Genomic DNA, 23,025 nt, shown 5'->3' on the forward strand with positions numbered 1-23,025 from the left:
AGCCAGTTTAATGAAGGCGTTCCGGCTGTCTAGCCTTTCATTGCATTAATCTTCGCCGGATGTACTACGGATTTCGCAGGCGTTAGCGCCGTGTTCCGGCCCCTTCTCCGCGTCAGGGCCCTCCTGGGGCCCCTCTCCCAGCATGCGCTCGGCCGCCGAGCGGTGCAGTCGGGCGGCGGCCGGGTCGCCGAGGCGCTCCAGGGTGTCGGCGAGCCGCAGCTGGATCGCGGCCTGCAGCCGGGGGTCCTGGGCGCGGCGCGCCCACTCCACCGCCTCCTGGCAGGTGTGCAGCGACTCCGTGGGGCGTCCGGCGTACTCCTGGACCCGGGCCACTTCGCTCAACGCCCTTGCGTAGGCGGCGATGTCACCGTCCTTGCGGTACACGGCGCCGGCCGCCCGCCAGTTCCTGAGCGCCTCCCCGTAGCGGCCCGCGAAGGTGTGGGCGCCCGCGATACGGCCGTACAGCCGGGCGGCGTCCGCGCGCTCCCCCCGGGCCAGGCGCTGGGCGAGCGCCCGGCCGAACCAGTCGGCGGCCCGGTCGTAGTCCCCCAGCTCCTGGTGGGCACCCCCTACGGATTCCATCGCACGGCCGGCCGCGTACGGGTCGTTCGCCTCGCGTCCGGCGTCCAGCGCGGCCCGGTAGCGGGCCAGCGCGTCCCGGGTACGGCCGGTACGGGCGTCCAGGTCGGCGAGGTTCAGCAGCGCGGCGGCCTTCTCCCGGGGCAGGTTCCGGCGCTCGGCCACGTTCAGGACGAGCCGGTGCACGCCGTACAGGTCGGGCGCGGCCGCCTCCGTGCCGAAGTGCGCCGCCATGGCCCGGACCAGCTGGGACATCAGCCGGCGGGCCAGCGTGTCCAGCTCCCCGTCGGCGACCGCGAGCCGGGCCGCGGCCAGCAGCGCGGGCCGGCGGATGCGCAGCCAGTCCTCGGCCGCCCTCGGCGTCGGGAAGCGCAGCTCGGCCGGCAGGCCCTGGAGCTTCTCGCGCAACTCGGGCTGGTCGGTCTCGGTGATCGCCCGGCAGGACTGCAGCAGCCGCACGGTGCGCTCCAGCATGCGCGCACGGGCCAGCCGGAGCTCGCCGGGGCGGTCCTGGGCCTCGGCGCGCGCGTGCAGCAGGGGCTGGAGGCAGCCGGGCACCTCGTACTGCGGCAGCGGGGAGGCCACCGCCCGCAGCAGGCCGAGGGCGACGAAGTCGTCCAGGGCGGCCCGGGCGGCCGTGACCGAGGTGCCGGCCAGCGCGGAGGCGGTGTGCGGGTCGACCAGGCCGGCCGGGGCCAGGGAGAGCAGTCGCAGTATCCGGGCTGCCGGGCCCGGCAGCCCGCCGTACACGAACCGGAAGACACGGGACAGCGGCGTGCCCTCGTCGGTCTCGGCGTGCAGGCGCTTGGCCAGGTCGGACACGGCCGTCTTGGGGCTGGCGGCCAGCCAGCCGCCGGCCAGGACGAGCGCGGCGGGCTGGGCCTGGCACACCTCGACCAGGTTCTCGGCGGCCCGCGGGTCGACGGTGATGCGGACCGAGCCGGTGAAGCGGGTCAGCAGCTCCAGCGCCGACTTGGTGTCGAGGCCGCCCAGGGTGCACGGGCGGACGTCCGTGATCCCCGTGAGCGGGCCGCCGGAGACGGCGACGACGAGGCAGTCCGGGGCGTCCGGCAGCAGCGCGTCGACCTGCTCGGCGCTCGCCGCGTCGTCCAGCAGGAGCAGGGCGCGGCGCCCGGCCAGGGCCGCCCGCAGCGCCTCGGTGAGGTCGTCCTCGGCGGCTCCGGCCGGGGCGGGCAGGTCCAGGGCGGTGAGCAGCTCGCGGGCGGTGCGCCCGACGGGGACGGGGGTGCCGTCGGGGTCGCTGAGGCGGACCCGCAGCACCCCGTCCCGGTAACGCTCGGCGACCCGCCGGACGAGTTCCTCGGCGAGGGCCGTACGGCCTGAACCGGGGCGGCCGGCGATGAGGAGCACCCGCGCACGGGGGGCCTTGCGGCCGGAGAGGGTGTCCAGGCCCGCGCGCTCGATGTCGGCGCGCAGCTCCTTCAACTCCCGTGAGCGGCCGAGGAAATGGCTTGGCGCGGCCGACTCGCCGGCCAGCCGCGCACCGCCTGTGTCCACCGCCTGTTCCGCCACGGGCCACACTCCCGTCCAACCCCGCACACCGGCGCCCGCCGGGAACTCCGGTCCGGGCGTTTTCAGAGCCTAGTTCACGCTCTGCAACGGTCCGGGAGGAGCACGGCGGAGACATCCCCCGATCGGATCAGGCGATCGTCACACCGGTGGGGCCGCTCGGCGCGGCGGACGGGTCTCAGGACTCGAGGACGGGTCTCAGGACTCGAACGGACGCGCCGGCCACGGCGCCTCCGCCGGGCGCAGCGCCTCGAGCCCGCCGCCGGTGCGGGCGGCGACCAGCGACAGGACGCCGACGACGAGGCAGTTGTTGTGCAGCTCACCGGCGAGCACGCCACGGACGAGCTCGTCGACGGGCACGCGCGCGTGCTCCATGTCGGACTCCTCGTCCTCGACCTCGAAGCGCTCCCCCTCGGCCTCCGACAGGCCGCGGGCGAGGAAGATCCGCACGGACTCGTCGCAGCCCCCGGGGGTGGTGTAGACGTCGGTCAGCACCCGCCAGTCCTCGGCCTTGACGTGCGCCTCCTCGTACAGCTCGCGCTGCGCCGCGTGCAGCGGGTTCTCGCCCGGCACGTCGAGCAGGCCCGCCGGGATCTCCCACAGCTTGTGCCGTACGGGGTGGCGGTACTGCTTGATGAGCAGGACGCGGTCCTCGTCGTCCAGGGCGAGGACGGCCACGGAACCGGGGTGGACCTGGTAGTCGCGGCGGACCACCGAGCCGTCGGGCATGACCACGTCGTCCGTGCGGACGGAGGTCTTGTTGCCCGCGAAGGGGGTCTCCGTCGCCCGGATCTCCCACTCCTCCGGGGTGTCCTTGATCGTCATGCCCTGTCCTTCCGCACGTGCGAGGAAGACCGGCTCACCACGGAACCGGCCCACAACGAAACCGGGGTGCCCACCGTTTGAAGGTATGCACCCCGGCCACCGTACAACTGGGTGTGTTACTTGGAATTCTTCCGCTGGACCGCCGCCTTCACGAGCCCGGCGAAGAGCGGGTGCGGGCGGGTCGGCCGCGAGCGCAGCTCGGGGTGCGCCTGCGTGGCGACCAGGTAGGGGTGGACGTCGCGCGGGTACTCGACGTACTCGACGAGCTTGCCGTCCGGCGAGGTGCCCGAGAAGAGGATGCCGGCCTTCTTCTCCAGCTCGGCGCGGTAGGCGTTGTTCACCTCGTACCGGTGCCGGTGCCGCTCCTCGACGTACTCCTTGCCGTCGTACACCTCGCGCACGATCGAGCCCTCGGCCAGCTTCGCCGGGTACATGCCCAGCCGCATGGTGCCGCCCATGTCGCCCTCGCCCGCCACGATGTCGAGCTGCTCGGCCATGGTGGAGATGACCGGGTGGGCGGTGGCCGGGTCGAACTCGGTGGAGTTGGCGTCGGAGACGCCGGCCAGGTTGCGCGCGGCCTCGATCACGATGCACTGCAGGCCCAGGCAGAGGCCGAGCAGCGGGATCCGGTTCTCGCGGGCGTAACGGATGGCACCGACCTTGCCGAGCACACCGCGGTCGCCGAAGCCGCCGGGGATGCAGATGCCGTCGACGTCGGCGAGTTGCGCCTTGGCGCCGGCCGGGGTCTTGCAGTCGTCCGAGGTGACCCACTTGATCTTGACGCGGGCCCGGTTGGCGAAGCCGCCGGCGCGCAGCGCCTCGGTCACCGACAGGTAGGCGTCGGGCAGGTCGATGTACTTGCCGACCAGGGCCAGGGTGATCTCGTGGTCGGGGTTGTGGACACGGTCGAGCAGGTCGTCCCAGGTCCGCCAGTCCACGTCACGGAACGGCAGGTCGAGCTTGCGGACGACGTACGCGTCCAGGCCCTCGCCGTGCACGGTCTTGGGGATGTCGTAGATCGAGCGGGCGTCCGGGCAGGCGACCACGGCCGCCTCGTCGACGTCGCACATCAGGGAGATCTTGCGCTTGATCGCGGTGGGGACCTCACGGTCGCACCGCAGCACGATCGCGTCCGGCTGGATACCGATGTTCCGCAGCGCGGCCACGCTGTGCTGGGTCGGCTTGGTCTTCAGCTCGCCCGAGGGGCCGATGTAGGGCAGGAGCGAGATGTGCACCACGAAGACGTTGTCCCGGCCGACCTCGTGGCGGACCTGGCGGACGGTCTCCAGGAACGGCAGCGACTCGATGTCGCCGACCGTGCCGCCGACCTCGGTGATCACCACGTCCACCTCGTCCGTCGCCATGCGCCGGATGCGGTGCTTGATCTCGTTGGTGATGTGCGGGATGACCTGCACCGTGTCACCCAGGTACTCGCCCCGGCGCTCCTTGGCGATGACGGTCGAGTACACCTGGCCTGTAGTGACGTTGGCGGAGCCGTCCAAGTCGCGGTCGAGGAAGCGCTCGTAATGTCCGATGTCCAGGTCGGTTTCCGCGCCGTCGTTGGTGACGAACACCTCACCGTGCTGGAACGGGTTCATGGTGCCCGGGTCGACGTTGAGGTACGGGTCGAGCTTCTGCATCACGACGCGCAGACCGCGGGCCTTGAGCAGCATGCCGAGGCTGGAGGCGGTGAGGCCCTTGCCGAGAGAGGAGGCGACACCCCCGGTGACGAAGATGTGCTTGGTCGTCGTGGCTGTGCTGGTTCGGAAAGCAGCGGGCGGCATGGCCAAGAGGGGGCTCCCGTGGTCGCGGTCTGGGGTGCGGTGCGGCTGCCGGGCCGGAGAATGTGGTTTTTCTCGCGGAGGCGCCGTCGCTGCGGTTCGGGGGTTTCGTGCCCACCGGTCCACGGGCTACCAGGGTATCAGCGCCGCGGAGAGATGGCTTCCGGCCACGCTCCGCGCACGGGCCGCCACGGACGTGCCACGAGCACGGGTCTCTCACCCGAGGCTCACTCGTTCGGCCCACACGGGTTGCCCGGAGCGGGACGCAGATCATCTACGTGCGTCGTATCCTGCTCGGACACTCGCTGCCGAGCCCGCCCGGAGAACACGGCACCACCCCCGCCCGTAAGCACCGGAACAACGAGAGCTCGTCAGTTCGTTGAGCAAAGACTGTCGTTTTGCCTCAGGGCTCGGCGGGCTGCTTTGCTTCACCGCTCAACGACGCACAACAACGACCCCTTGACCGCACTAGCGACAGCCCTCTTCCGTGGGGGCGACGTGGCCGTTCGACTGGAGAAGCACGTGGCCGGGCGCATCGAAGACTACGCACTCATCGGAGACATGCAGACCGCTGCCCTGGTCTGCCGGGACGGGACAGTGGACTGGCTGTGCCTGCCCCGCTTCGACTCGCATGCCATCTTCGCCGGTCTGCTGGGCACCGAGGAGCACGGCTTCTGGCGTCTCGGTCCGGCCCACGCGGCCGACGCCGAGCCGCCCACCGCCGCCCGGCGCACCTACCGGGGCGACTCGCTGATCCTGGAGTCGGAGTGGGACACCCCGCGCGGCACGGTCCGCGTGATCGACTTCATGCCCCCGCGTGACGGGGCGCCGCAGCTGATCCGGATCGTCGAGGGCGTCTCCGGGCGGGTACCGATGCGCTCGGTCCTCAGGATGCGGTTCTCCTACGGCCGGGTGGTGCCGTGGGTGCACAAGCACGAGGGCCGTACGGTCGCCGTCGCCGGACCGGACTCCGTGTGGTTCGACACCGAGGCCGAGACGTACGGGAAGTCGCTGACGACCTACGCGGACTTCACCGTCGCCCCGGGTGACCGGATCGCGTTCACGATCTCCTGGGAGCCCTCTCACAAGGAACCCCCGGCTCTGCCGGAGCCGGAGCAGTCGCTGGTGGCGACGGAGGACTTCTGGCGCGAGTGGGTCGAGCACTGTACGTACCACGGTCCGTACCGCGAGGCGGTGATCCGCTCGCTGATCACGCTGAAGGCGCTGACGTACGCCCCGACCGGCGGCATCGTCGCCGCCCCCACGACCTCGCTGCCGGAGGACATCGGCGGCGTCCGCAACTGGGACTACCGCTACACCTGGCTGCGCGACGCGGCGATCACCCTGTCCTCCCTGCTGCGCACCGGCTACCGCGAGGAGGCCCGCGCCTGGCGCGAGTGGCTGCTGCGGGCCGTGGCCGGCGACCCCGAGAACCTGCAGATCATGTACGGCCTGGCCGGCGAGCGCGAGCTGGGCGAGGCCGAGCTGGACTGGCTGCCCGGCTACGAGAACTCCGCCCCGGTCCGGGTCGGCAACGGAGCCGCGCACCAGCTCCAGCTGGACGTGTACGGCGAGGTCACCGAGGCCCTGCACCTCGCCCACATGACCGGCCTGGCCCGCCACGACTACGCCTCCCTGCTCCAGCTGAAGCTGATCCGCTACCTGGAGGACCACTGGGACGAGCCGGACGAGGGCATCTGGGAGGTGCGCGGCCCGCGCCGCCACTTCGTGCACTCGAAGGTCATGGCCTGGGTCGCGGTGGACCGCACGATCAAGCTGATCGAGTCCGGCGACGCCGACGGCCCGCTGGAGCGGTGGCGCGAGCTGCGCGACGACATCCACCGGGACGTGTGCGAGAAGGGGTACGACAAGGAGCGCAACACGTTCACGCAGTCCTACGGCTCGAAGGAACTGGACGCCTCCCTGCTGCTGATCCCGCAGATGGGCTTCCTGCCGCCGGACGACAAGCGGGTCATCGGCACCATCGAGGCCATCCAGCGCGAGCTGTCCACGACCGACGGCTTCATCCTGCGCTACCCCACCGAGGGCGAGCACGAGGGCGTCGACGGCCTCCCCGGCGACGAGGGCGCCTTCCTGGCCTGCTCGTTCTGGATGGCGGACGACCTGGCGATGATCGGCCGCGTGGACGAGGCCCGCAAGCTGTTCGAGAAGCTGCTGTCCCTGCGCAACGACCTCGGTCTGCTCGCCGAGGAGTGGGACCCGCGCCGCAAGCGCCAGGTCGGCAACTTCCCGCAGGCCTTCAGCCACGTCCCGCTGATCGACACGGCGCTGCGGCTGACGGCTTCGGGCGCGTACGGAGGCTGACGCACGCGCCCGCACGGCGGGCCCTAGGCTGGAGAGCGGCACCCTTGCGGAAGGGGGCTGCCATGGCTTCCCGTTCCAAGGCGGGCGCGGCGCTCGACGCGCTGCGTGAGGATCTGGCCGGCGAGGTGTTCGCGCCCGGGGACCCGGGGTACGACCAGGCCCGCGCGTGCTTCGACGCGCGGGTGGACCGGCGGCCCGCGGTGATCGCGCGGTGCGCGCACGAGGCGGACGTCGTACGGGCGGTGCGGTTCGCCCGGGACCTGGACCTGCACATCGCCGTGCGCGGCGGCGGACACGGTCTCGCGGGCCCGCCGCCGGACCACGGAGCTCTCGTGGTGGACCTGCGCCGGATGCACGAGGTGACCGTCGATCCGGCGGCCGAGGCGGTACGGGTCGAGGGCGGCGCCACGACGGGTGACCTCGACCGGGCCACCCGGCCGTACGGCCTGGCCGGCACCGGCGGCCGGGCATCCGGCATCGGCGTCGGCGGCTTCGTCCTGGGCGGCGGCACCGGCCTGCTGGACCGCTTCTTCGGCCTCGCCGTGGACGACCTGATCGGCGTCGAGCTGGTCACCGCCGACGCCGAACGGGTCCGTGCCAACCCCGACGAGAACCCCGAGCTGTTCTGGGCGCTGCACGGCGGCGGCGGCAACTTCGGCATCGCCACCGCGCTCACCCTGGAACTGCACGAGCTCCCGGAGTTCTCCGTCACGCTGCTGCTGCACCGCCCCGCGTACGGGCGGGAGGTGGTCCGCGCCTTCCGCGAGATCATCGCCGGCGGTCCCGACCGGCTGGGCGGCGCCGTGTTCTACCCGGCTGCGGACAGAGCCGGGTACGGCGCGCTGCTGACGTACGCGGGCGGTGCGGCGGACCTGCGGAGGCTCGCCGGGCCGCTGCTCGCGCTGCCGCACGAGGCGGAGCTGCCGGGCGCCGGGGCCCGGCGTCTGCTGGACCTCGCTCCCGGGCTGCGCGCCCACTGGTCGGCTCAGTGCCTGACCGGTCTGCCCGACGACCTGGTGGACCGCTTCTGCGCCCGCGCGGAGGCCGTGCCCGTGCCGAGCGGGTCCCGGTACACGCTCCTCCCGCTCGGCGGCGCCGCCGCCGCCGGGCCCGACCGGTACCCGGTGCCGTACCGGAGCGCGCCCTGGGTGGCGCACCCCCTCGCCCGCTGGGCCGACCCGGCCGACGACGAGCGCGCCCTGGCCTGGGTACGGGACGCCCGCGCCGACGTCCGGCCCTGGAGCGCCGGTGCGGTCTGCCTCGGCCTGGTCGGCGACGAGGGCCCCGAGCGGGTCCGGGCGGGCCTGGGCGCGGGGAACCTGCTGCGGCTGGAGAAGGTGAAGCGGCGGTACGACCCCGACAACGTGTTCCGCTTCAACCACAACATCAAGCCGGTGTAGGCCGTCGGCTCCGGCGCCGGGCCGACGCTGTCCTCCTGACGTTTTCGCAGGTAGCGTCCGCTGCATGAACAGCAGTGCGGACAGCGGCGGCTTCGCCGCCCAGGGTGCCGGCATCACCGTTCAGCGAGCCCTGGAGCTGCCCGGGCTGCGCAGCGGCCTGCCGGAGATCCTGGCGGGCGCCGACCGGCTGGGGCGCACCGTCCGCTGGGTGCACGCGGGCGAGGTGCCCCACATCGCCTCGCTGCTGAAGGGCGGCGAGCTGCTGCTCACCACCGGCTACGGCCTCGGCACCCGCCCGGCCGACCAGCGGGCGTTCGTCCGCACCCTCGCCGAGCGGGGCATCGCCGCCCTGGTCGTGGAGCTGGGGCCGCGTTTCACCCGGTTGCCCGCCGCCCTGGTGGACACCGCCCGCGGTGCCGGGCTGCCACTGGTCCAGCTGCACCGCGAGGTGCCCTTCGTCACGGTCACCGAGGAGATCCACACCGAGATCGTCAACGGCCACTACGCGCTGCTGCAGCGGGCGGAGGAAGTGCACCGGCGCTGTACCGAGGCCCTCCTCGGGGGTGGCGGGGTGCCGCAGGTGCTCGGCGTCCTGGCCGGCTTCAGCGGCAACCCGGTCTTCCTGGAGACCACGGACGGCCGGCTGCTGTACGCCGCCGGGGCCGGGTCCGAGGGCGCCGATCCGCTGCAGGTCTGGGAGGGGCTGCGCGACCCGCACAAGGACGCTCCGCCACCGGCGGGCTCGGTCCTGGTGGACGTGCCCGGCGGCGGCCCGGGCACGGGCGCGGTGCGGGCCCGGCTGGTGCTGCTGCCCGTCCTGGGGCCGCTCGCCCCGGTGCACCGCATGGCCGCCGAACGGGCCGCGGGCATCCTCGCCGTGGTGCTGATGCAGGCCCGGCAGGAGGAGGAGCTGGCGGCGCGTGGGCGCGGCGACTTCCTCACCGACCTCGCCGAGGGGCGGATCGCGGCGCAGGACGCCCCGGCGCAGGCCCGGGTGCTGGGCTTCAAGCCGGGCGGCAGCCCGCTGCTGCCGGTCGTGATGCGGCTCGGGGACGCTCTGTCCCCTGGCGGGGGCTGGGCGGTCCTGGCCCGTGCGGTCGCCGAGGAGCTGGCCTCGGTCGGGGTGCCGGTGCTGCTCGGCGTGCGGCCGGTCGAGGGCCGGGTCCCGCTGCTGGTGGGTCTGCGCTCGGAGGCGGAGCGGCCGGCGGTCGCGGACCGGGTCGCGGCGGCGCTGCGGGCCGGAGCGGAGCGGGCGGGGATGCAGCGGCCCGGGGCCCAGCCGCCCGTGGTGGTGGTCGGGGTGGCCGGTGGCTGGGCGGCGGCATCGGCCGGGCTCCGGCACGCGGCGGAGACGGCGACGGCGGCGCAGGGCCTGAGCGACCGGCCCTGGTACGACGCCCGGCGCCTGGACATCGACCTGCTGCTGTGGCGGCTGCGCGACCACCCGGACCTGGCGGCCTTCGTGGACCGGGCCATCGGCCCGCTGCGCGACCACGACGACCGCTCCAAGCCGCCGCTGCTGCCCACCCTGGAGACCTACCTGGCCCATGCGGGCCGCAAGGCCGAGACCGCCCGCGAGCTGCACCTCAACCGCCAGACGCTCTACAACCGCCTCGCCCGCATCGGCGAGTTGCTCGGTACCGACCTCGACGACCCGCAGACGGTCCTGGCGCTGAGCCTCGCCCTGCGGGCCCGCCGGCACGTGCCGTAGCCCCGTCCGGCGGACGGGGAAACGAACGCCGCCCCCGTCCCGGTCCGGCACGTGGGCCGGCGGGGTGGTCGGTCCCGGTCCTCGGCGGAGCTCAGGGGAGCGGGCGGGGCTGGGTCAACTCGTCGTAGACGCTGAGGACCTGGGCGACCGTCTGGTCCTCGGTGGGCCAGGTGGCCGCCTGCCGCACGCCCCTGGCCTTGAGCTCCTCGCACCGCTCGGGGTCGCCGAGCAGCCGGTCGACGGCGTTCGCCAGCGCCGCCGCGTCCCCGTACGGGACGAGTTCGGCGGCATCGCCCACGAGGTCGGGGACACCGCCGACGGCGGTCGCGACGAGCGGCACGCGCGCGTGCAGCGCCTCCTGGGCGAGGACGGAGCGGGGCTCCCACCTGCTGGACAGCAGCGCGATGTCGGCGGCGACGAGCAGGTCACCGATGTCGTCCCGGCGCCCGATGAGCCGGACCGGCAGTTCCTCCGCCTCGATCCGCCGCTGGAGCGCCGGGCGCAACGGCCCCTCCCCCGCGATGACGAGCAGCGGCACGGGGTCCCGGCGGCTCCACAGCCGTGCCGCGTCCAGCAGGACGTCGTAGCCCCGCTGCCGGTCGAGCGAGCCGACCGCCATGAGCAACGGGCGTCCGGTGGCGCCGAGTTCGGCCCGGGCCTTGGGCCGCAGCCGGTCCGGGTCGTCCTGGTCCGGGGCGGGCCGCGCCCCGGGCAGGGCGACGGCGGCGAGCCGGGCGTCGCGGGCTCCGGTGCGGCGCGCCCGGTCCACGAGGTCCGAGGTCGTGCCGAGCACCACGGCCGCCGCCCGCACCACCCGCCGCTCCAGCACCCGCAGCAGATGCGCCCGCGCGCCCTCGACCTCGGCCCGGTTGTGCCAGGTGACGACGAGCGGGATGGGCCGGCCGCTGAGCGCCAGCACCGCCCGGAAGGAGGCGTGCAACCCGTGCGCGTGCACCAGGTCCGCGTGCGAGCAGGCCGCCCGCAGCGCCGCCACCGAGACCGGGTCACTGCTGCGGGGCACGTGCACGTGGTCGGCGCCGACCCCGGTGAAGTCGTAGGTGTGATCGGCCTCGACGGGGGCGCACACCGTGACCCGCACGCCCCGGGCGACCAGTCCTGCGGCCAGGGAGCGCACGTGCGCGCTGCTGCCGGCGTTGCCCCCGCCCAGGACCTGCACGGTGCGCAGCGGCGACTGACCGTGCGGTGAGGTACTGCTCGCGGGGCTCACGTGGCCGGGGCTCCTGGTTCGGCGTCGGGCGGTCACGAAGGGACGTACAGAAGGTATCGGGCGGAGGGGTGTACCGCGCGCCTCCTACGCCTGCGGGGTTCCCTGCCAAGGATGCCAGCACGTACGGGTGTTCCGGGCCCGCCCGGGAGCCGCGATCCCGCCGGGGACGGCCCGTACGGCGACAGGCATCACTCACACGAGTGAACAACCGCCCACTCGCCCGAGCTTCACGGGAAGGCGACCACGGTCACGCCGCTTCGCTCCCAGCTGGTGACCTCGCCGGGACCGCGGCACCGCGTACGCGGCGTCCGGCCGCCGGCCGGCCACACCCCGTCGGAGCCAGTGGTGCGCAGCCGATCGGCCAGGACGGGCAGCCGGTGGCGCGGTGCTTCGCCCGGAGCGAGGGCGGCGCGTTCGGCGCGGAGGAAACCGAGCGGAGGAAACCGAGGGGATGGACGTGCCACCGGATGGCGTGGTCGGACCAGGGCACGGAAGCCTCCGTCAGCGGGTTCGGGGCGGGTGGCCAAAGCGGCCGCCCGGTGAGTCGGCGAGACGGCTCACCAGCCGCGAGACCGAGCAGCAGCACCTGCTGTTCGGTCTCGGTCAGCCCGGCGAGGGCACCACCGAGCCGGGCGTCGCGCTGCCGGCTGGACACCCTGATGAGCCTGTTCGTCCCGGCATCCCGTGCCGGGGAGCCGGCGACGGCCACGACCCCTTGAACGCGCCCGGCCCTTGAGTCGCCGCTACTCCTCGGCGCGAGCCGTGGCCAGCAGTTCCTCCGCGTGCGCCCGGGCCGCCTCCGAGTCCTCCTGGCCGGCCAGCATCCGGGACAGCTCGCGGATCCGCTCCTCGCCCTCGAGCACCTTGACGCCGGACCGGGTGACGGACCCGTCGTTGGTCTTCTCGACCAGCAGCTGCCGGTCGGCGAAGGCCGCGACCTGCGGAAGGTGGGTGACGACCACGACCTGCGCGGACTTGGCGAGCTTCGCGAGCCGCCGCCCGATCTCGACCGCCGCCTTGCCGCCGACACCGGCGTCGACCTCGTCGAAGAGGTACGTCGGCACCGGGTCCGTGCCCGCGAACACGACCTCCACGGCGAGCATCACGCGCGAGAGCTCACCGCCGGACGCGCCCTTGGCGATGGGCCGCGGCGGAGCACCCGGGTGCGGGGCGAGCAGCAGCTCCACCTCGTCCGCGCCCGACGGCCCGCAGGCGACCGTCCGCCCGCCGACCTCCACGCCCTCGGGATCCTCGGTCTGCCGGATGTCGAAGGACACGCGCGCGTGCGGCATGGCGAGCGAGGCCAGCTCGGCGGTCACCGCGGCGGCGAACCGCTCGGCGGCCTCCGTCCGCGCGTCCGTCAGGGCCTGCGCCAGCCCGCCCAGTTCGGCCCGCAGCGCGTCCCGTTCGGCGGTCAGCTCATCGATCCGCTCGTCGTCGCCGTCCAGTTCGGTCAGCCGCGCGGCGCCCTGCTCGGCCCACGCCAGGACGGCGTCGATGTCGTCCCCGTACTTCCGGGTGAGAGCGTTCAGCGCCGCCCTGCGCTCCTCCACGGCGGCCAGCCGCAGCGGGTCGGCGTCCAGGTCGTCGGCGTACCCGGCCAGCTCGCCCGCCACGTCGCCGAGGAGGATCCCGATCTCCCCGATCCGGTCGGTGAGGGAGGCCAGCGCCGGGTCGTGCGACCGCACGGCCTCCAGGGCCCGGTGCGCGCCCGCCACCAGGGTGGCCGCGTCGATGCCCTCGGGGTCCTCCGGATTGCCCGCGAGAGCGGCGTGCGCGGCCGTGGCGGCGGACGCCAGCGCCTCCGCGTGCCCCAGCCGCTCGGCCTCCCCCGCGAGCTCCGCGTCCTCACCGGCCCGCGGCTCCACACCAGCGATCTCGTCGAGCCCGTACCGCAGCATGTCGGCTTCCTGGGCCCGCTCACGCGCGCGCGTGACGATCTCCTCCAGCTCGGTGGAGACGGCCCGCAGCCGCCGGTAGGCCTCGCCGTACTTGGCCAGCGGCACGGTGACGGCGTCGCCCGCGTACCGGTCGAGCGCCTGCCGCTGCCGGGACAGTTTCAGCAGTCCCTGCTGGTCGGTCTGCCCGTGCACGGCCACCAGGTCGTCGGCGAGCTCGGCGAGCAGCCCCACCGGCACGCTCCGCCCGCCGAGGTGCGCCCGGGACCGTCCCTCGGCGGAGACGGTACGGCTGATCAGCAGCGCCCCGTCGTCCAGCTCGGCCCCGGCCTCCTCGGCCCTTACCAGGGCCGAGGCGTCCGCGGGCACGGCGATCCGTCCCTCCACGACGGCCTTCCCGGCCCCGATCCGCACGAGCGCCGCGTCGGCCCGCCCGCCCAGCAACAGCCCCAGGCTGGTGACCACCATGGTCTTGCCCGCCCCCGTCTCACCGGTGACGGCGGTGAACCCGGGCGACAGCTCGACGACGGCGTCGTCGATGACCCCGAGTGACCGTATCCGCATCTCTTCCAGCACGGAGAAGACCTTACGAGGTCCGGCCACCGAAGTGCGAGGTGCCCTGTCACCCGGGCGGGTGGAGGTCTAGTGCGGGGCCCCCCGCCACCCGGAGACCGGCAGCGCGAACTTCGCCACCAGCCGGTCCGTGAAGGACGCGTGGTGCAGCCGGGCCAGCCGCACCGGCACGGCCCCGCGCCGTACCTCGATCCGCGCCCCGGGCGGCAGCTCGACGGTCCGCCGGCCGTCGCACCACAGCACCCCCGGCGGGATGTTCGGCAGGACCTCCACCGCGAGCACCGAGTTCGGCGAGGTCACCAACGGCTTCGCGAACAGCGCGTGCGCGCTGATCGGCACCATCAGCAGCGCCTCCACCTCGGGCCACACCACGGGCCCGCCCGCGGAGAACGCGTACGCCGTGGACCCGGTCGGCGTCGACAGCACGATCCCGTCGCAGCCGAACCCGGTCACCGGCCGCCCGTCGATCTCCAGCACGACCTCGAGCAGCTTCTCGGCGCCCGCCTTCTGCACGGCCGCCTCGTTCAGCGCCCAGTCGGTGTGCACGATGTCGCCGTTGCGGTGCACGACGACATCGACGGTCATCCGCTCCTCGACCTCGTACGCCTTGCTCACCACCCGGTCGACGACTTTGTCGAGGTCGTCCCGCTCGGCCTCCGCGAGGAACCCGACGCTGCCGAGGTTGACGCCGAGCATCGGCACGCCGGACGCCCGGGCGAACTCGGCGCCGCGCAGCAGCGTCCCGTCACCGCCGAGCACGATGAGCAGCTCGCAGCCGTCGAGGCTCTGCGGAGTCGCCTCCTCGACGAGCTCCACCTCCTCGGGCAGCGGCAGGTCACGCGCCTCGTACTCGAGCACCCGTACGCCGACGCCCGCCCGCAGCAGCCCCTTGACCACCAGTTCGGCACTGCGGATGGCCGCCGGCCGCCCGGTGTGCGCGAGCAGGAAAACTGTACGAGCTCGGTTCTGTGTCAACGCGGCCCCTCCGCCACTGCACGGTCAACATCGGCCGCGTCCGGAGCGGGCGCCCCGGCACGCAGCCACAGAAAATACTCGACGTTCCCGGAAGGCCCGGGCAACGGACTGGCGGTGACACCCTTCACCCCGAGCCCCAGTTGCCACGCCTTCTCGGCCACGCCCCGCACGGCCTCCGCCCGCAGCTGCGGACTCCGTACGACACCCCCGCTGCCCAGCCGTTCCTTCCCCACCTCGAACTGCGGCTTGACCATCATCACCAAGTCGGCGTCCGGCTTCACGCACCGCGCCAGGGCCGGCAGCACCAGCCCGAGCGGGATGAAGGACAGATCGCCCACGACAAGATCCACAGGTTCCCCATCGATCGCTTCAAGCGTCAACTCGCGTACGTTCGTACGGTCCTTGACGGTGACGCGTTCATCGTTGCGCAGAGACCAGGCGAGTTGTCCGTATCCCACGTCCACGGCGACGACGTGCGCGGCGCCGGCCCGCAGCAGGACGTCGGTGAACCCCCCGGTGGACGCGCCGGCGTCCAGCGCCCGCCGCCCCTCGACGACCAGCCCCCGGGGGACGAAGACCTGAAGCGCGCCGGCCAGTTTGTGGCCGCCGCGGGAGACGTACTCCGGGTCGCTGTCGTCGGTCGCCACGACGATCGCGGCGGCGCTCTCCACCTGTGTGGCCGGTTTGGTCGCGACGGTCTTGCCGACGGTGACCCGCCCGGCGGCGATCAGCTGGCCGGCGTGCTCGCGCGAGCGTGCGAGCTTCCGGCGGACCAGCTCCGCGTCCAGTCGGCGGCGTGCGACTCCTGCCACGTTCGGTTCAGCTCCTGCTCTGGTACGGCGATTCGAAAGGTGTGACCCGAAGGGTCTCATCGAGGGGCGGTGGTCGGGTGACGGGTGGGAACCGGAGGCCCCGGGCGGGCGTCGAGCGCGGTGAGCGCGTCGCGCAGCCCCCTGTGTACATCCTCGTACACCTCCGGATGGCCGTCGGTGGCGAGGTGGTCGGCGTCGGCCAGCCGCTCCAGCCGGGCGTCCACGTCGGCGTTGCCGGTGGGCGTGCGGGCCACGTGCAGGGGAGCCGGGGCGGCCGGGTCGTAGGCGACGGGTCCGGCCGGAGCGTCCGCCTCCCCGTCCGTCCCGGCCCGGGGCACTGAGTCGCTGTCGTTCATGCCCAGACGCTACCGCGAAGCGCTGCGGTACCGTCGATCGTGATGGCGACGATCGATGAGTGCCGGGCAGCGCTGGAAAGGCTCTCGGACCACATGCAGGGTGCCGCGGGCCACGTCCGCGCGGCCGCGGCCATGGACCGCTCGGTGAGCTGCCACGTCACGGACCTGGACGTCACCTTCGTCGGCCGGCTCACCGACGGCCGGATCGAGGTGGACGAGACCCTTCAGGGCCCTCCGCCGGAGAAGGCCCAGATACGGCTGGCCATGACCGGCGACGACCTGGTCGCGATGGTCGGCGGCGAGCTGCACTTCGCGAAGGCCTGGGGCTCGAACCGGGTCAGGCTGGAAGCGAGCCTGCTGGACCTGTTCCGGCTCAGGAAGCTTCTGTAGCGCCGGCCGTGCCCACCCGCGCGCGTGCCCTGCGCGCGGCCGGCACCACCAGCGGCGTGTCCGTCTCCGGATCGTCGATGACCTGGCAGCGCAGCCCGAAGACCTCCTCGACCAGCTCGGCCGTGACGATGTCGCCGGGCGCCCCCTCGGCGATCACCCTGCCGTCGCGCAGGGCGACGAGGTGGGTGGCGTACCGGGCGGCGTGGTTGAGGTCGTGCAGGACGGCGACCAGGGTGCGGCCCTGGGTCTCGTGCAGCTCGGCGCACAGGTCGAGGACGTCGATCTGGTGCTGGATGTCCAGGTAGGTGGTGGGCTCGTCGAGGAGCAGCAGCGGGGTCTGCTGGGCGAGCGCCATCGCGATCCACACGCGCTGCCGCTGACCGCCCGACAGCTCGTCCACGTAACGGTCGGCCAGCTCGGCGACCCCGGTCTGCGCCATCGACTCCCGCACCACCCGCTCGTCCTCGGCGGACCACTGCCTGAGGATCCCCTGGTGCGGGTACCGGCCGCGGCCCACCAGGTCACCGACGGTGATCCCGTCCGGCGCGATCGACGACTGCGGCAGCAGACCGAGCGTCCGCGCGACCTTCTTCGCGGGCAGCGACTGGATGGCCTGCCCGTCGAGCAGCACCCGGCCCTCGCTCGGCCGGAGCATCCGCGACAGCGCCCGCAGGAGCGTCGACTTGCCGCACGCGTTGGGGCCGACGATGACCGTGAAGGAGTTGTCGGGGATCTCCACCGACAGCTGCTCGGCGATGACGCGGCGGTCGTAGGCGAGGGTGACGCGGTCGGCGGACAGACGGTTCACGGTGCTCCTTCGGTTGTTCGTCCCGCCGGTGGTGTCGCGGGCGGTGTCGCCGGTCGTTTCGCGGGCGGCACTCATATCCGGCCCGCCCTGCGCTCGGTGACCAGCAGCCACAGGAGGTAGAGACCGCCCAGGACCCCGGTGACCACGCCCACCGGCAGCTGGTCGGCGCCGAAGGCGCGCTGCGCCGCCCAGTCGGCGGTGACCAGCAGCGTGGCGCCCATGCACAGGGAGGCCACCAGGTTGGGCCCGGGCGAGCGGGTCAGGCGCCGGGCGAGCTGCGGCGCGGTGAGCGCCACGAAGGTGACGGGCCCCGCGGCGGCCGTCGCCGCGGCGGTCAGCACGACGGCGGAGACCATCAGCACCAGCCGTACCCGCTCCGCCCGGACCCCCAGCGCGTAGCTGACGTCGTCGCCCATCTCCATCGTCCTGAGGCCCCGCGCGTGGGCGAGGACCAGCGGTACGAGCACCGCGCACAGGGCGAGCAGCGGCCAGACCTGGTCCCAGTCGCGGCCGTTGAGGGAGCCGGTCATCCACACCACCGCGCGGGCCGCGTCGACGAGGTCGGCCTTGGTGAGGAGGTAGCCGTTGACCGCCGTGACGACCGCGGAGACGCCGATGCCCACCAGGACCAGCCGGTAACCGTGCACCCCCTGCTTCCAGGCGAGCAGGTACAGGGCGAACCCGGTCACCAGGCCGCCGGTCAGCGCGCCGACGGTGACCTCGGTGGCGTTCCCGGACAGCAGCACGATCACGACCAGCGCCCCGGCCGTCGAGCCCTGGGAGAGGCCGAGCACGTCCGGGCTGCCCAGCGGGTTGCGGGAGACGGACTGGAACAGGGCGCCGCCGAGACCGAGCGAGGCACCCACCAGGAGACCGACCAGGACGCGCGGCAGGCGCAGGTCGCGGACGATGTACTCCTGGATCTGGCTGCCGTTGCCGGTCAGCGTCCTGAGGACGCCGGTGGCGGAGATCGGGAAGTCACCGGTGCCGATCAGCAGGACGCTCGCGGTGAGCGCGGCGAACAGCAGCAGGACGACGACGGCCAGCGCGCGGAGGTCCACGCGGACGGACAGCCCGCCGGGAGTGCGCAGGGCACGGACCGCGGGACGCTTCCGAGGGTTGCTCACAGCCGCGCCGTCCTCCGCCGTCGTACCAGCAGGATGAAGACCGGGCCGCCGATGAGCGCGGTGACGACCCCGACCTGGAGCTCCGCGGGCCGGGCGACCATCCGGCCGATGACATCGGCGCCGAGCAGCAGCACGGGCGACAGGACCGTGGCGTACGGCAGGATCCAGCGCAGGTCGGGGCCGGTGAAGGAGCGCACGGCGTGCGGCACCATCAGGCCGACGAACATGATCGGCCCGCAGGCGGCCGTCGCGGCCCCGCACAGCACGGTGGCGGCGAGCATGGCCAGGGCGCGGGTGCGGCCCAGGTCGGCGCCGAGGGCACGGGCGGTGTCGTCGCCCATCGCCAGGGCGTTCAGCGGCCGCGCGAGCAGCAGTGCGAGGACGGTGCCGGCCGCGAGGAACGGCAGGACCTGCGCGATGGTCGAGCCGGTGGCCGAGGACAGCGAACCCACCGTCCAGAACCGCATCCTGCCGAGCGCCGCGTCGTCCATGATCATCACGGCCTGGAGGTAGCCGTAGAGCGCGGCGCTGATCGCCGTACCGGCGAGCGCGAGCCGTACCGGCGTCGCTCCCCGGCTGCCGCCGAGGAACCACACCAGCGCCCCGACGGCCGCGGCGCCCACGAACGCGAACCACACATAGCCGCTGAGACTGGTGACGCCCAGGTAGGTGATGGCCGTGACGACCGCGGCCGACGCACCCGCGTTGATGCCGAGGAGTCCGGGATCGGCCAGCGGGTTGCGGGTGAGCGCCTGGAGCACCGCCCCGGACAGGCCGAGCGCGGCACCGGCCAGCAGCCCGAGGAGGGTGCGCGAGAGCCGTTCGTCGACCACGACGTCGCCGTACGTCCCCGTGTCGTGGAACAGGCCGTGCCAGACCTGGTCCACCGACAGCTCCTTGGCACCTATCGCGATACTCGCCAGAGCGACCAGCACCAGGGCCGCGACCGCGACCAGGAGCCCAAGTGACCGTACCGCCCGGCGGGTTGGGGGCGCGGGGGCGGCGTCCGCGCGTTGTTCGGGAGGACTGTCGACCAACACGCAGTTAGGTTAGCCTACCCTCGTACGCGTACGGTCCCGTAGTCCGGGACCGCTTCCCCGCCCCCTCCCGGACCACTCAGAGTCCGAGTCGCGCCAGCGCCTTCTCCCCGTCCAGCTCGCAGGATCCCTCGCCGGCCGCCGTCCAGGCCGCGGCACACAGCGCCCGCAGACCGTCGAGCGCCTCCCCCTCGCCCTCCAGCTCCAGCCGCTCGTCCCCGGCCCTTGCCGTCCAGCCGCCGCAGCCGAAGCCGCCGTCCGCCCGAGCGACCTCCGGCTGTCCGGTGAGCAGCCCCCGCAGATCGGCGTCCACATACGTCGGCCGGTGCTGCGGCGACGCGGCCAGCAGCTGGGCGCCGTCGGTCACCCCGGTGAGGACAAGCAGCGAGTCGACGTCCCCGTTGAAGGCGCCCTCGATGTCCGTGTCCAGCCGGTCCCCGACCACCAGCGGCCGCTCGGCCCCCGTGCGCAGGATCGTCTCCCGGTGCATGGGCGGCAACGGCTTGCCCGCCACCTGCGGCTCGGCGCCGGTCGCGATCCGTACGACCTCCACGGCCGCGCCGTTGCCCGGCGCGATGCCTCGCCCGCTCGGAATGGTCAGGTCGGTGTTGGACGCGAACCAGGGCACCCCGCGCGCGACGGCATAGGACGCCTCCGCGAACCGCCCCCAGGGCAGCTCGGGTCCGCCGTACCCCTGCACGACCGCCACCGGATCGTCGTCCGCCGACTCCACCGGCTCGAGGCCGCGCTCGCGCAGCGCCACCCGCAGCCCCTCACCGCCGACCACCAGCACCCGCGCCCCCGCCGGCACCTGCTCGCTGATCAGCCGCGCGACCGCCTGCGCGGAGGTGATGACGTCACAGGCCCGCGTCGGTATGCCCAGCTCCGTCAGATGCCCGGCGACGGCGTCCGGCGTCCGCAGCGCGTTGTTGGTGACGTACGCCAGATGCATCCCTCCGTCCCGGGCGATCGCCAGCGAGTCGACGGCGTGCGCGATCGCGCTCCCACCCGCGTACACCACCCCGTCCAGATCGAGCAGTGCCGTGTCATACGCGCTGCTCAGGGGGCGCGCACTGCCCTCGGGCCGGGTCCTGACGCCCTGGCTCATTCCGCATCGCTCCTCGTTCGATCGCTCCTCCCCAGATCATGCCGCACGCCACTGGCGCACGTACGATGCCGGGATGAACACTGCAGGTCACTCGGAAGCGACGGCGCGCCGAGGACTGGAACTCACCCCGTTCCGAGGCCTCCGCTACGACCCCGACCGGGTCGGCAGCCTGGCCGCCGTCACCTCCCCGCCGTACGACGTCGTGGTACGCCCCGACGGCCTGCACCACCTCCAGTCCGCCGACCCGTACAACATCGTCCGGCTGATCCTGCCCCAGGCCGGCACCCCGAGCGCCCGCACCGAACAGGCGGCCGACACCCTGCGCCGCTGGCTGGCCGAGGGGGTCCTGACCGCAGACCCGGTACCGGGCCTCTACGTCTACGAGCAGTGCGACGGCGACGGCTTGCTCCAGCGCGGGCTCATCGGCGCGCTGCGCGTCTCGGACCCGTCGGAGGGGGTGGTCCTGCCACACGAGGACGTCATGCCGCCCGTCGTCGCCGAACGCGCCGCCCTGATGCGCGCGACCTGCGCGAACCTCGAGCCCCTGCTCCTGACCTACCGGGGCGACGGCGTGACGGCCGAGGTCATCGAACGCACCGCCGCACACCCCGCGCTGTTGTCGACGACCACGGAGGACGGCTTCCACCACCGCCTCTGGTCGGTGACCGACCCCGCCGAGCTGGCGCTCGTCCGCTCGGACCTGTCCGGCCACCAGGCCCTGATCGCCGACGGCCACCACCGCTGGGCCACCTACCGGCTGCTCCGCACGGAGCACCCCTCCCCCGGTCCCTGGGACCACGGCCTGGTCCTCCTGGTCGACACGGTCCGCTATCCGCTCCGGGTCCGCGCCATCCACCGTCTGCTGCACGGCCTGCCGGTCACCGACGCGCTGTCGGCCCTCGACGGCCTGTTCCGGGTGACGCGCGTGCAGAAGCCGCTGCCCGAGGCCCTGGCGGTTCTCGCCGACGCGGCGTGCGCGGGCAACGCCTTCCTGCTCGCCGGGGACGGCGGCTTCCATCTGATCGACCGCCCGGACCAGGACCTGCTGGCCCGTACGGTCCCCACGGACCGTCCGGCCGCGTGGCGCACCCTCGACGCCACCGTGCTGCACGCCACGCTCCTCGAGCACATCTGGCACGTCCCCGAGGACTCTCCCGCGCACATCGCCTACATCCACGACGCGGGGGCCACGGTCGCCAAGGCGGAGGGCGACGGCAGCACGGCGGTGCTGCTGCACCCGGTCCGCGAGGACGTCGTCCGCGACCTGGCCCGGCAGGGCGTGATGATGCCGCGCAAGTCGACGTCGTTCGGACCGAAACCGGCGTCGGGCCTGGTGCTGCGGGCGCTGGACCTCTGACGTCCCGGCATCCGGCACGGCGGAGGGCGGGACCCTGGGGATCCCGCCCTGTCACTGCCCAGCCGTCAGACTGCGTCGGCGTCGGTTTCGGTGTCCGTGTCCGTGTCGGTGGCGGTGGCGGTGACGACGTCCACGACGCCGTCGTCGCCCTCGTCCTCGCTCTGGTCGAGCGCGTCGACGAACTCCACGCCGTCCAGCTCCGCCAGCCGGTCGGAGGCGTCCGTGCTGCCGTCCCGGTCGGCCTCGACGGCCTTGGCGAACCAGTCCCGCGCCGCGTCCCGCCGGCCGGCGGCGAGCAGCGCGTCGGCGTAGGCGTACCGCAGACGCGCGGTCCACGGCTGCACGGAGTTGGACGCCAGCTCGGAGCTCTGCAGCGTCACGATCGCCGCGTCCAACTGACCCATGTCACGCCGGGCGCCTGCCGCGACGAGCCGCATCTCGACCTGCCCGGCCTTGTCGAGCTTCTGCACCTCGGGCGCCCCGGCCATGTCCAGCGCCTTCTCCGGCCGCCCGAGCCCACGCTCGCAGTCGGCCATCACGGGCCACAGATCCACGTTGCCGGTCATCCGCCGGGCGGCCCGGAACTCGGCGAGCGCCTCGCTGTACTTCTGGCTCGCGTACGCGGCGAACCCGGCGGCCTCCCGCACGGCCGCGACACGGGACGCCAGCCGCAGGGCCACCCTGGAGTAGCCGTAGGCGCCCTCGGGGTCCTCGTCGATGAGCCGGGCGACCATCACCAGGTTCTTGGCGACATCCTCGGCGAGCGTCTTCGGCAGGCTCTGCAGCTCCTGCCGTACGTCCTTGTCGATCTCCTCGCCGGTGACGTCCTCGGGGATCGGCAGCCGCTTGATGGGCTCCCGGTCCCGGTCCCGCTCGTCCCGGAAGCGGCCACCGCCACGGCGGTCGTCCCGACGGTCGTCCCGTCCTCGGAAGCCACCGGGCCGACCACCGCGGTCGTCCCGACGAGGGCCCCGCCCACGGTCGTCACGGCCGCGATCGTCACGGCCCCGGAACCCACCGCGGTCATCACGGCGGTCGTCACGGCGGTCATCGCGGCGGTCATCGCGACGGAAGTCCGGTCGGCTGCCGCCACGCCTGTCGTCACGGCGATCGTCACGACGGAAGTCCGGTCGGCTGCCGCCGCGGTGGTCGTCACGGCGATCGTCACGACGAAACTCGGGGCGGTCGCCGGCACGACGGTCGTC

The 23,025-nt window shown here is 73.5% G+C and carries 18 protein-coding genes; 5 read left to right on the forward strand and 13 right to left on the reverse strand.

Annotation, left to right across the window (positions count from 1 at the left end; all coding sequences use genetic code 11):
* Nucleotides 1–45: 45 nt before the first annotated feature.
* The 3 genes from ABZX30_RS20500 to ABZX30_RS20510 all read right to left on the reverse strand — a co-directional run bounded on the left by ABZX30_RS20500 (nucleotide 46) and on the right by ABZX30_RS20510 (nucleotide 4,718).
* Nucleotides 46–2,112: a tetratricopeptide repeat protein gene (locus ABZX30_RS20500; protein ID WP_355935288.1), complete on the reverse strand. Its 2,067-nt coding sequence runs from the start codon at nucleotides 2,110–2,112 to the stop codon at nucleotides 46–48.
* Between the two features lie 195 nt (nucleotides 2,113–2,307).
* Nucleotides 2,308–2,934, reverse strand: coding sequence for an NUDIX hydrolase (locus ABZX30_RS20505; RefSeq protein ID WP_355935290.1), 627 nt, complete (start codon nucleotides 2,932–2,934; stop codon nucleotides 2,308–2,310).
* Nucleotides 2,935–3,050: 116 nt separating this feature from the next.
* Nucleotides 3,051–4,718 carry a CTP synthase gene (locus tag ABZX30_RS20510; RefSeq protein ID WP_355935292.1) on the reverse strand — a complete coding sequence of 556 codons (1,668 nt, stop codon included), beginning with the start codon at nucleotides 4,716–4,718 and terminating at the stop codon, nucleotides 3,051–3,053.
* A gap of 519 nt (nucleotides 4,719–5,237) precedes the next feature.
* Between ABZX30_RS20510 and ABZX30_RS20515 the strand changes: the two genes are divergently transcribed.
* The 3 genes from ABZX30_RS20515 (at nucleotide 5,238) to ABZX30_RS20525 (ending at nucleotide 10,151) form a co-directional block, all read left to right on the forward strand.
* Complete coding sequence (locus ABZX30_RS20515) at nucleotides 5,238–7,040, forward strand: glycoside hydrolase family 15 protein (protein WP_355935317.1); 1,803 nt, start codon at nucleotides 5,238–5,240, stop codon at nucleotides 7,038–7,040.
* A gap of 62 nt (nucleotides 7,041–7,102) precedes the next feature.
* Nucleotides 7,103–8,440, forward strand: a complete 1,338-nt coding sequence (locus ABZX30_RS20520) for an FAD-binding oxidoreductase (protein ID WP_355935293.1) — start codon at nucleotides 7,103–7,105, stop codon at nucleotides 8,438–8,440.
* Between the two features lie 64 nt (nucleotides 8,441–8,504).
* Nucleotides 8,505–10,151: a PucR family transcriptional regulator gene (locus tag ABZX30_RS20525; RefSeq protein ID WP_355935294.1), complete on the forward strand. Its 1,647-nt coding sequence runs from the start codon at nucleotides 8,505–8,507 to the stop codon at nucleotides 10,149–10,151.
* A gap of 91 nt (nucleotides 10,152–10,242) precedes the next feature.
* On the opposite strand, the gene ABZX30_RS20530 is transcribed toward ABZX30_RS20525, so the two are convergent.
* From ABZX30_RS20530 to ABZX30_RS20550, 5 genes are all read right to left on the reverse strand, one after another.
* A complete protein-coding gene (locus ABZX30_RS20530) occupies nucleotides 10,243–11,379 on the reverse strand; it encodes a glycosyltransferase family 4 protein (protein ID WP_355935296.1) in 1,137 nt (378 codons plus the stop codon).
* A 743-nt stretch (nucleotides 11,380–12,122) separates the two neighbouring features.
* Nucleotides 12,123–13,841: a DNA repair protein RecN gene (gene recN, locus ABZX30_RS20535; protein ID WP_355935318.1), complete on the reverse strand. Its 1,719-nt coding sequence runs from the start codon at nucleotides 13,839–13,841 to the stop codon at nucleotides 12,123–12,125.
* A 78-nt stretch (nucleotides 13,842–13,919) separates the two neighbouring features.
* On the reverse strand, nucleotides 13,920–14,825 hold the full coding sequence (locus ABZX30_RS20540; RefSeq protein WP_355935298.1) for an NAD kinase: 906 nt from the start codon (nucleotides 14,823–14,825) through the stop codon (nucleotides 13,920–13,922).
* Nucleotides 14,822–15,637, reverse strand: a complete 816-nt coding sequence (locus ABZX30_RS20545) for a TlyA family RNA methyltransferase (RefSeq protein ID WP_355935300.1) — start codon at nucleotides 15,635–15,637, stop codon at nucleotides 14,822–14,824. Before ABZX30_RS20545 ends, ABZX30_RS20540 begins: the two co-directional genes overlap by 4 nt.
* 56 nt (nucleotides 15,638–15,693) lie before the next feature.
* Nucleotides 15,694–15,993 carry a hypothetical protein gene (locus tag ABZX30_RS20550; RefSeq protein ID WP_355935302.1) on the reverse strand — a complete coding sequence of 100 codons (300 nt, stop codon included), beginning with the start codon at nucleotides 15,991–15,993 and terminating at the stop codon, nucleotides 15,694–15,696.
* A gap of 42 nt (nucleotides 15,994–16,035) precedes the next feature.
* Here ABZX30_RS20550 and ABZX30_RS20555 point away from each other — a divergent pair, with 42 nt between their 5' ends.
* Nucleotides 16,036–16,383, forward strand: coding sequence for a sterol-binding protein (locus ABZX30_RS20555; protein ID WP_355935304.1), 348 nt, complete (start codon nucleotides 16,036–16,038; stop codon nucleotides 16,381–16,383).
* On the opposite strand, the gene ABZX30_RS20560 is transcribed toward ABZX30_RS20555, so the two are convergent.
* The 4 genes from ABZX30_RS20560 to ABZX30_RS20575 all read right to left on the reverse strand — a co-directional run bounded on the left by ABZX30_RS20560 (nucleotide 16,367) and on the right by ABZX30_RS20575 (nucleotide 20,463).
* Nucleotides 16,367–17,266: an ABC transporter ATP-binding protein gene (locus tag ABZX30_RS20560; protein WP_355935305.1), complete on the reverse strand. Its 900-nt coding sequence runs from the start codon at nucleotides 17,264–17,266 to the stop codon at nucleotides 16,367–16,369. The two genes, ABZX30_RS20555 and ABZX30_RS20560, sit on opposite strands and share 17 nt — an antisense overlap.
* Nucleotides 17,263–18,318 carry an iron chelate uptake ABC transporter family permease subunit gene (locus tag ABZX30_RS20565; protein WP_355935306.1) on the reverse strand — a complete coding sequence of 352 codons (1,056 nt, stop codon included), beginning with the start codon at nucleotides 18,316–18,318 and terminating at the stop codon, nucleotides 17,263–17,265. Before ABZX30_RS20565 ends, ABZX30_RS20560 begins: the two co-directional genes overlap by 4 nt.
* The gene (locus tag ABZX30_RS20570) at nucleotides 18,315–19,358 is read right to left on the reverse strand and encodes an iron chelate uptake ABC transporter family permease subunit (protein ID WP_355935308.1); all 1,044 of its coding nucleotides are present in this window, start codon (nucleotides 19,356–19,358) and stop codon (nucleotides 18,315–18,317) included. The genes ABZX30_RS20565 and ABZX30_RS20570 overlap by 4 nt, the downstream gene beginning before the upstream one ends.
* Before the next feature lie 76 nt (nucleotides 19,359–19,434).
* Entirely contained in the window at nucleotides 19,435–20,463 is a 1,029-nt protein-coding gene (locus ABZX30_RS20575; RefSeq protein ID WP_355935310.1) for an HAD hydrolase-like protein, read from the reverse strand.
* Between the two features lie 73 nt (nucleotides 20,464–20,536).
* Between ABZX30_RS20575 and ABZX30_RS20580 the strand changes: the two genes are divergently transcribed.
* Nucleotides 20,537–21,820, forward strand: coding sequence for a DUF1015 domain-containing protein (locus ABZX30_RS20580; RefSeq protein WP_355935312.1), 1,284 nt, complete (start codon nucleotides 20,537–20,539; stop codon nucleotides 21,818–21,820).
* A 65-nt stretch (nucleotides 21,821–21,885) separates the two neighbouring features.
* Here ABZX30_RS20580 and ABZX30_RS20585 read toward each other — a convergent pair whose 3' ends face one another.
* The gene (locus ABZX30_RS20585) at nucleotides 21,886–22,662 is read right to left on the reverse strand and encodes a hypothetical protein (protein WP_355935320.1); all 777 of its coding nucleotides are present in this window, start codon (nucleotides 22,660–22,662) and stop codon (nucleotides 21,886–21,888) included.
* Nucleotides 22,663–23,025: the final 363 nt, after the last annotated feature.

It is taken from the genome of Streptomyces sp. NPDC004542 (genome assembly GCF_040610035.1).
Lineage (GTDB): Bacteria > Actinomycetota > Actinomycetes > Streptomycetales > Streptomycetaceae > Streptomyces.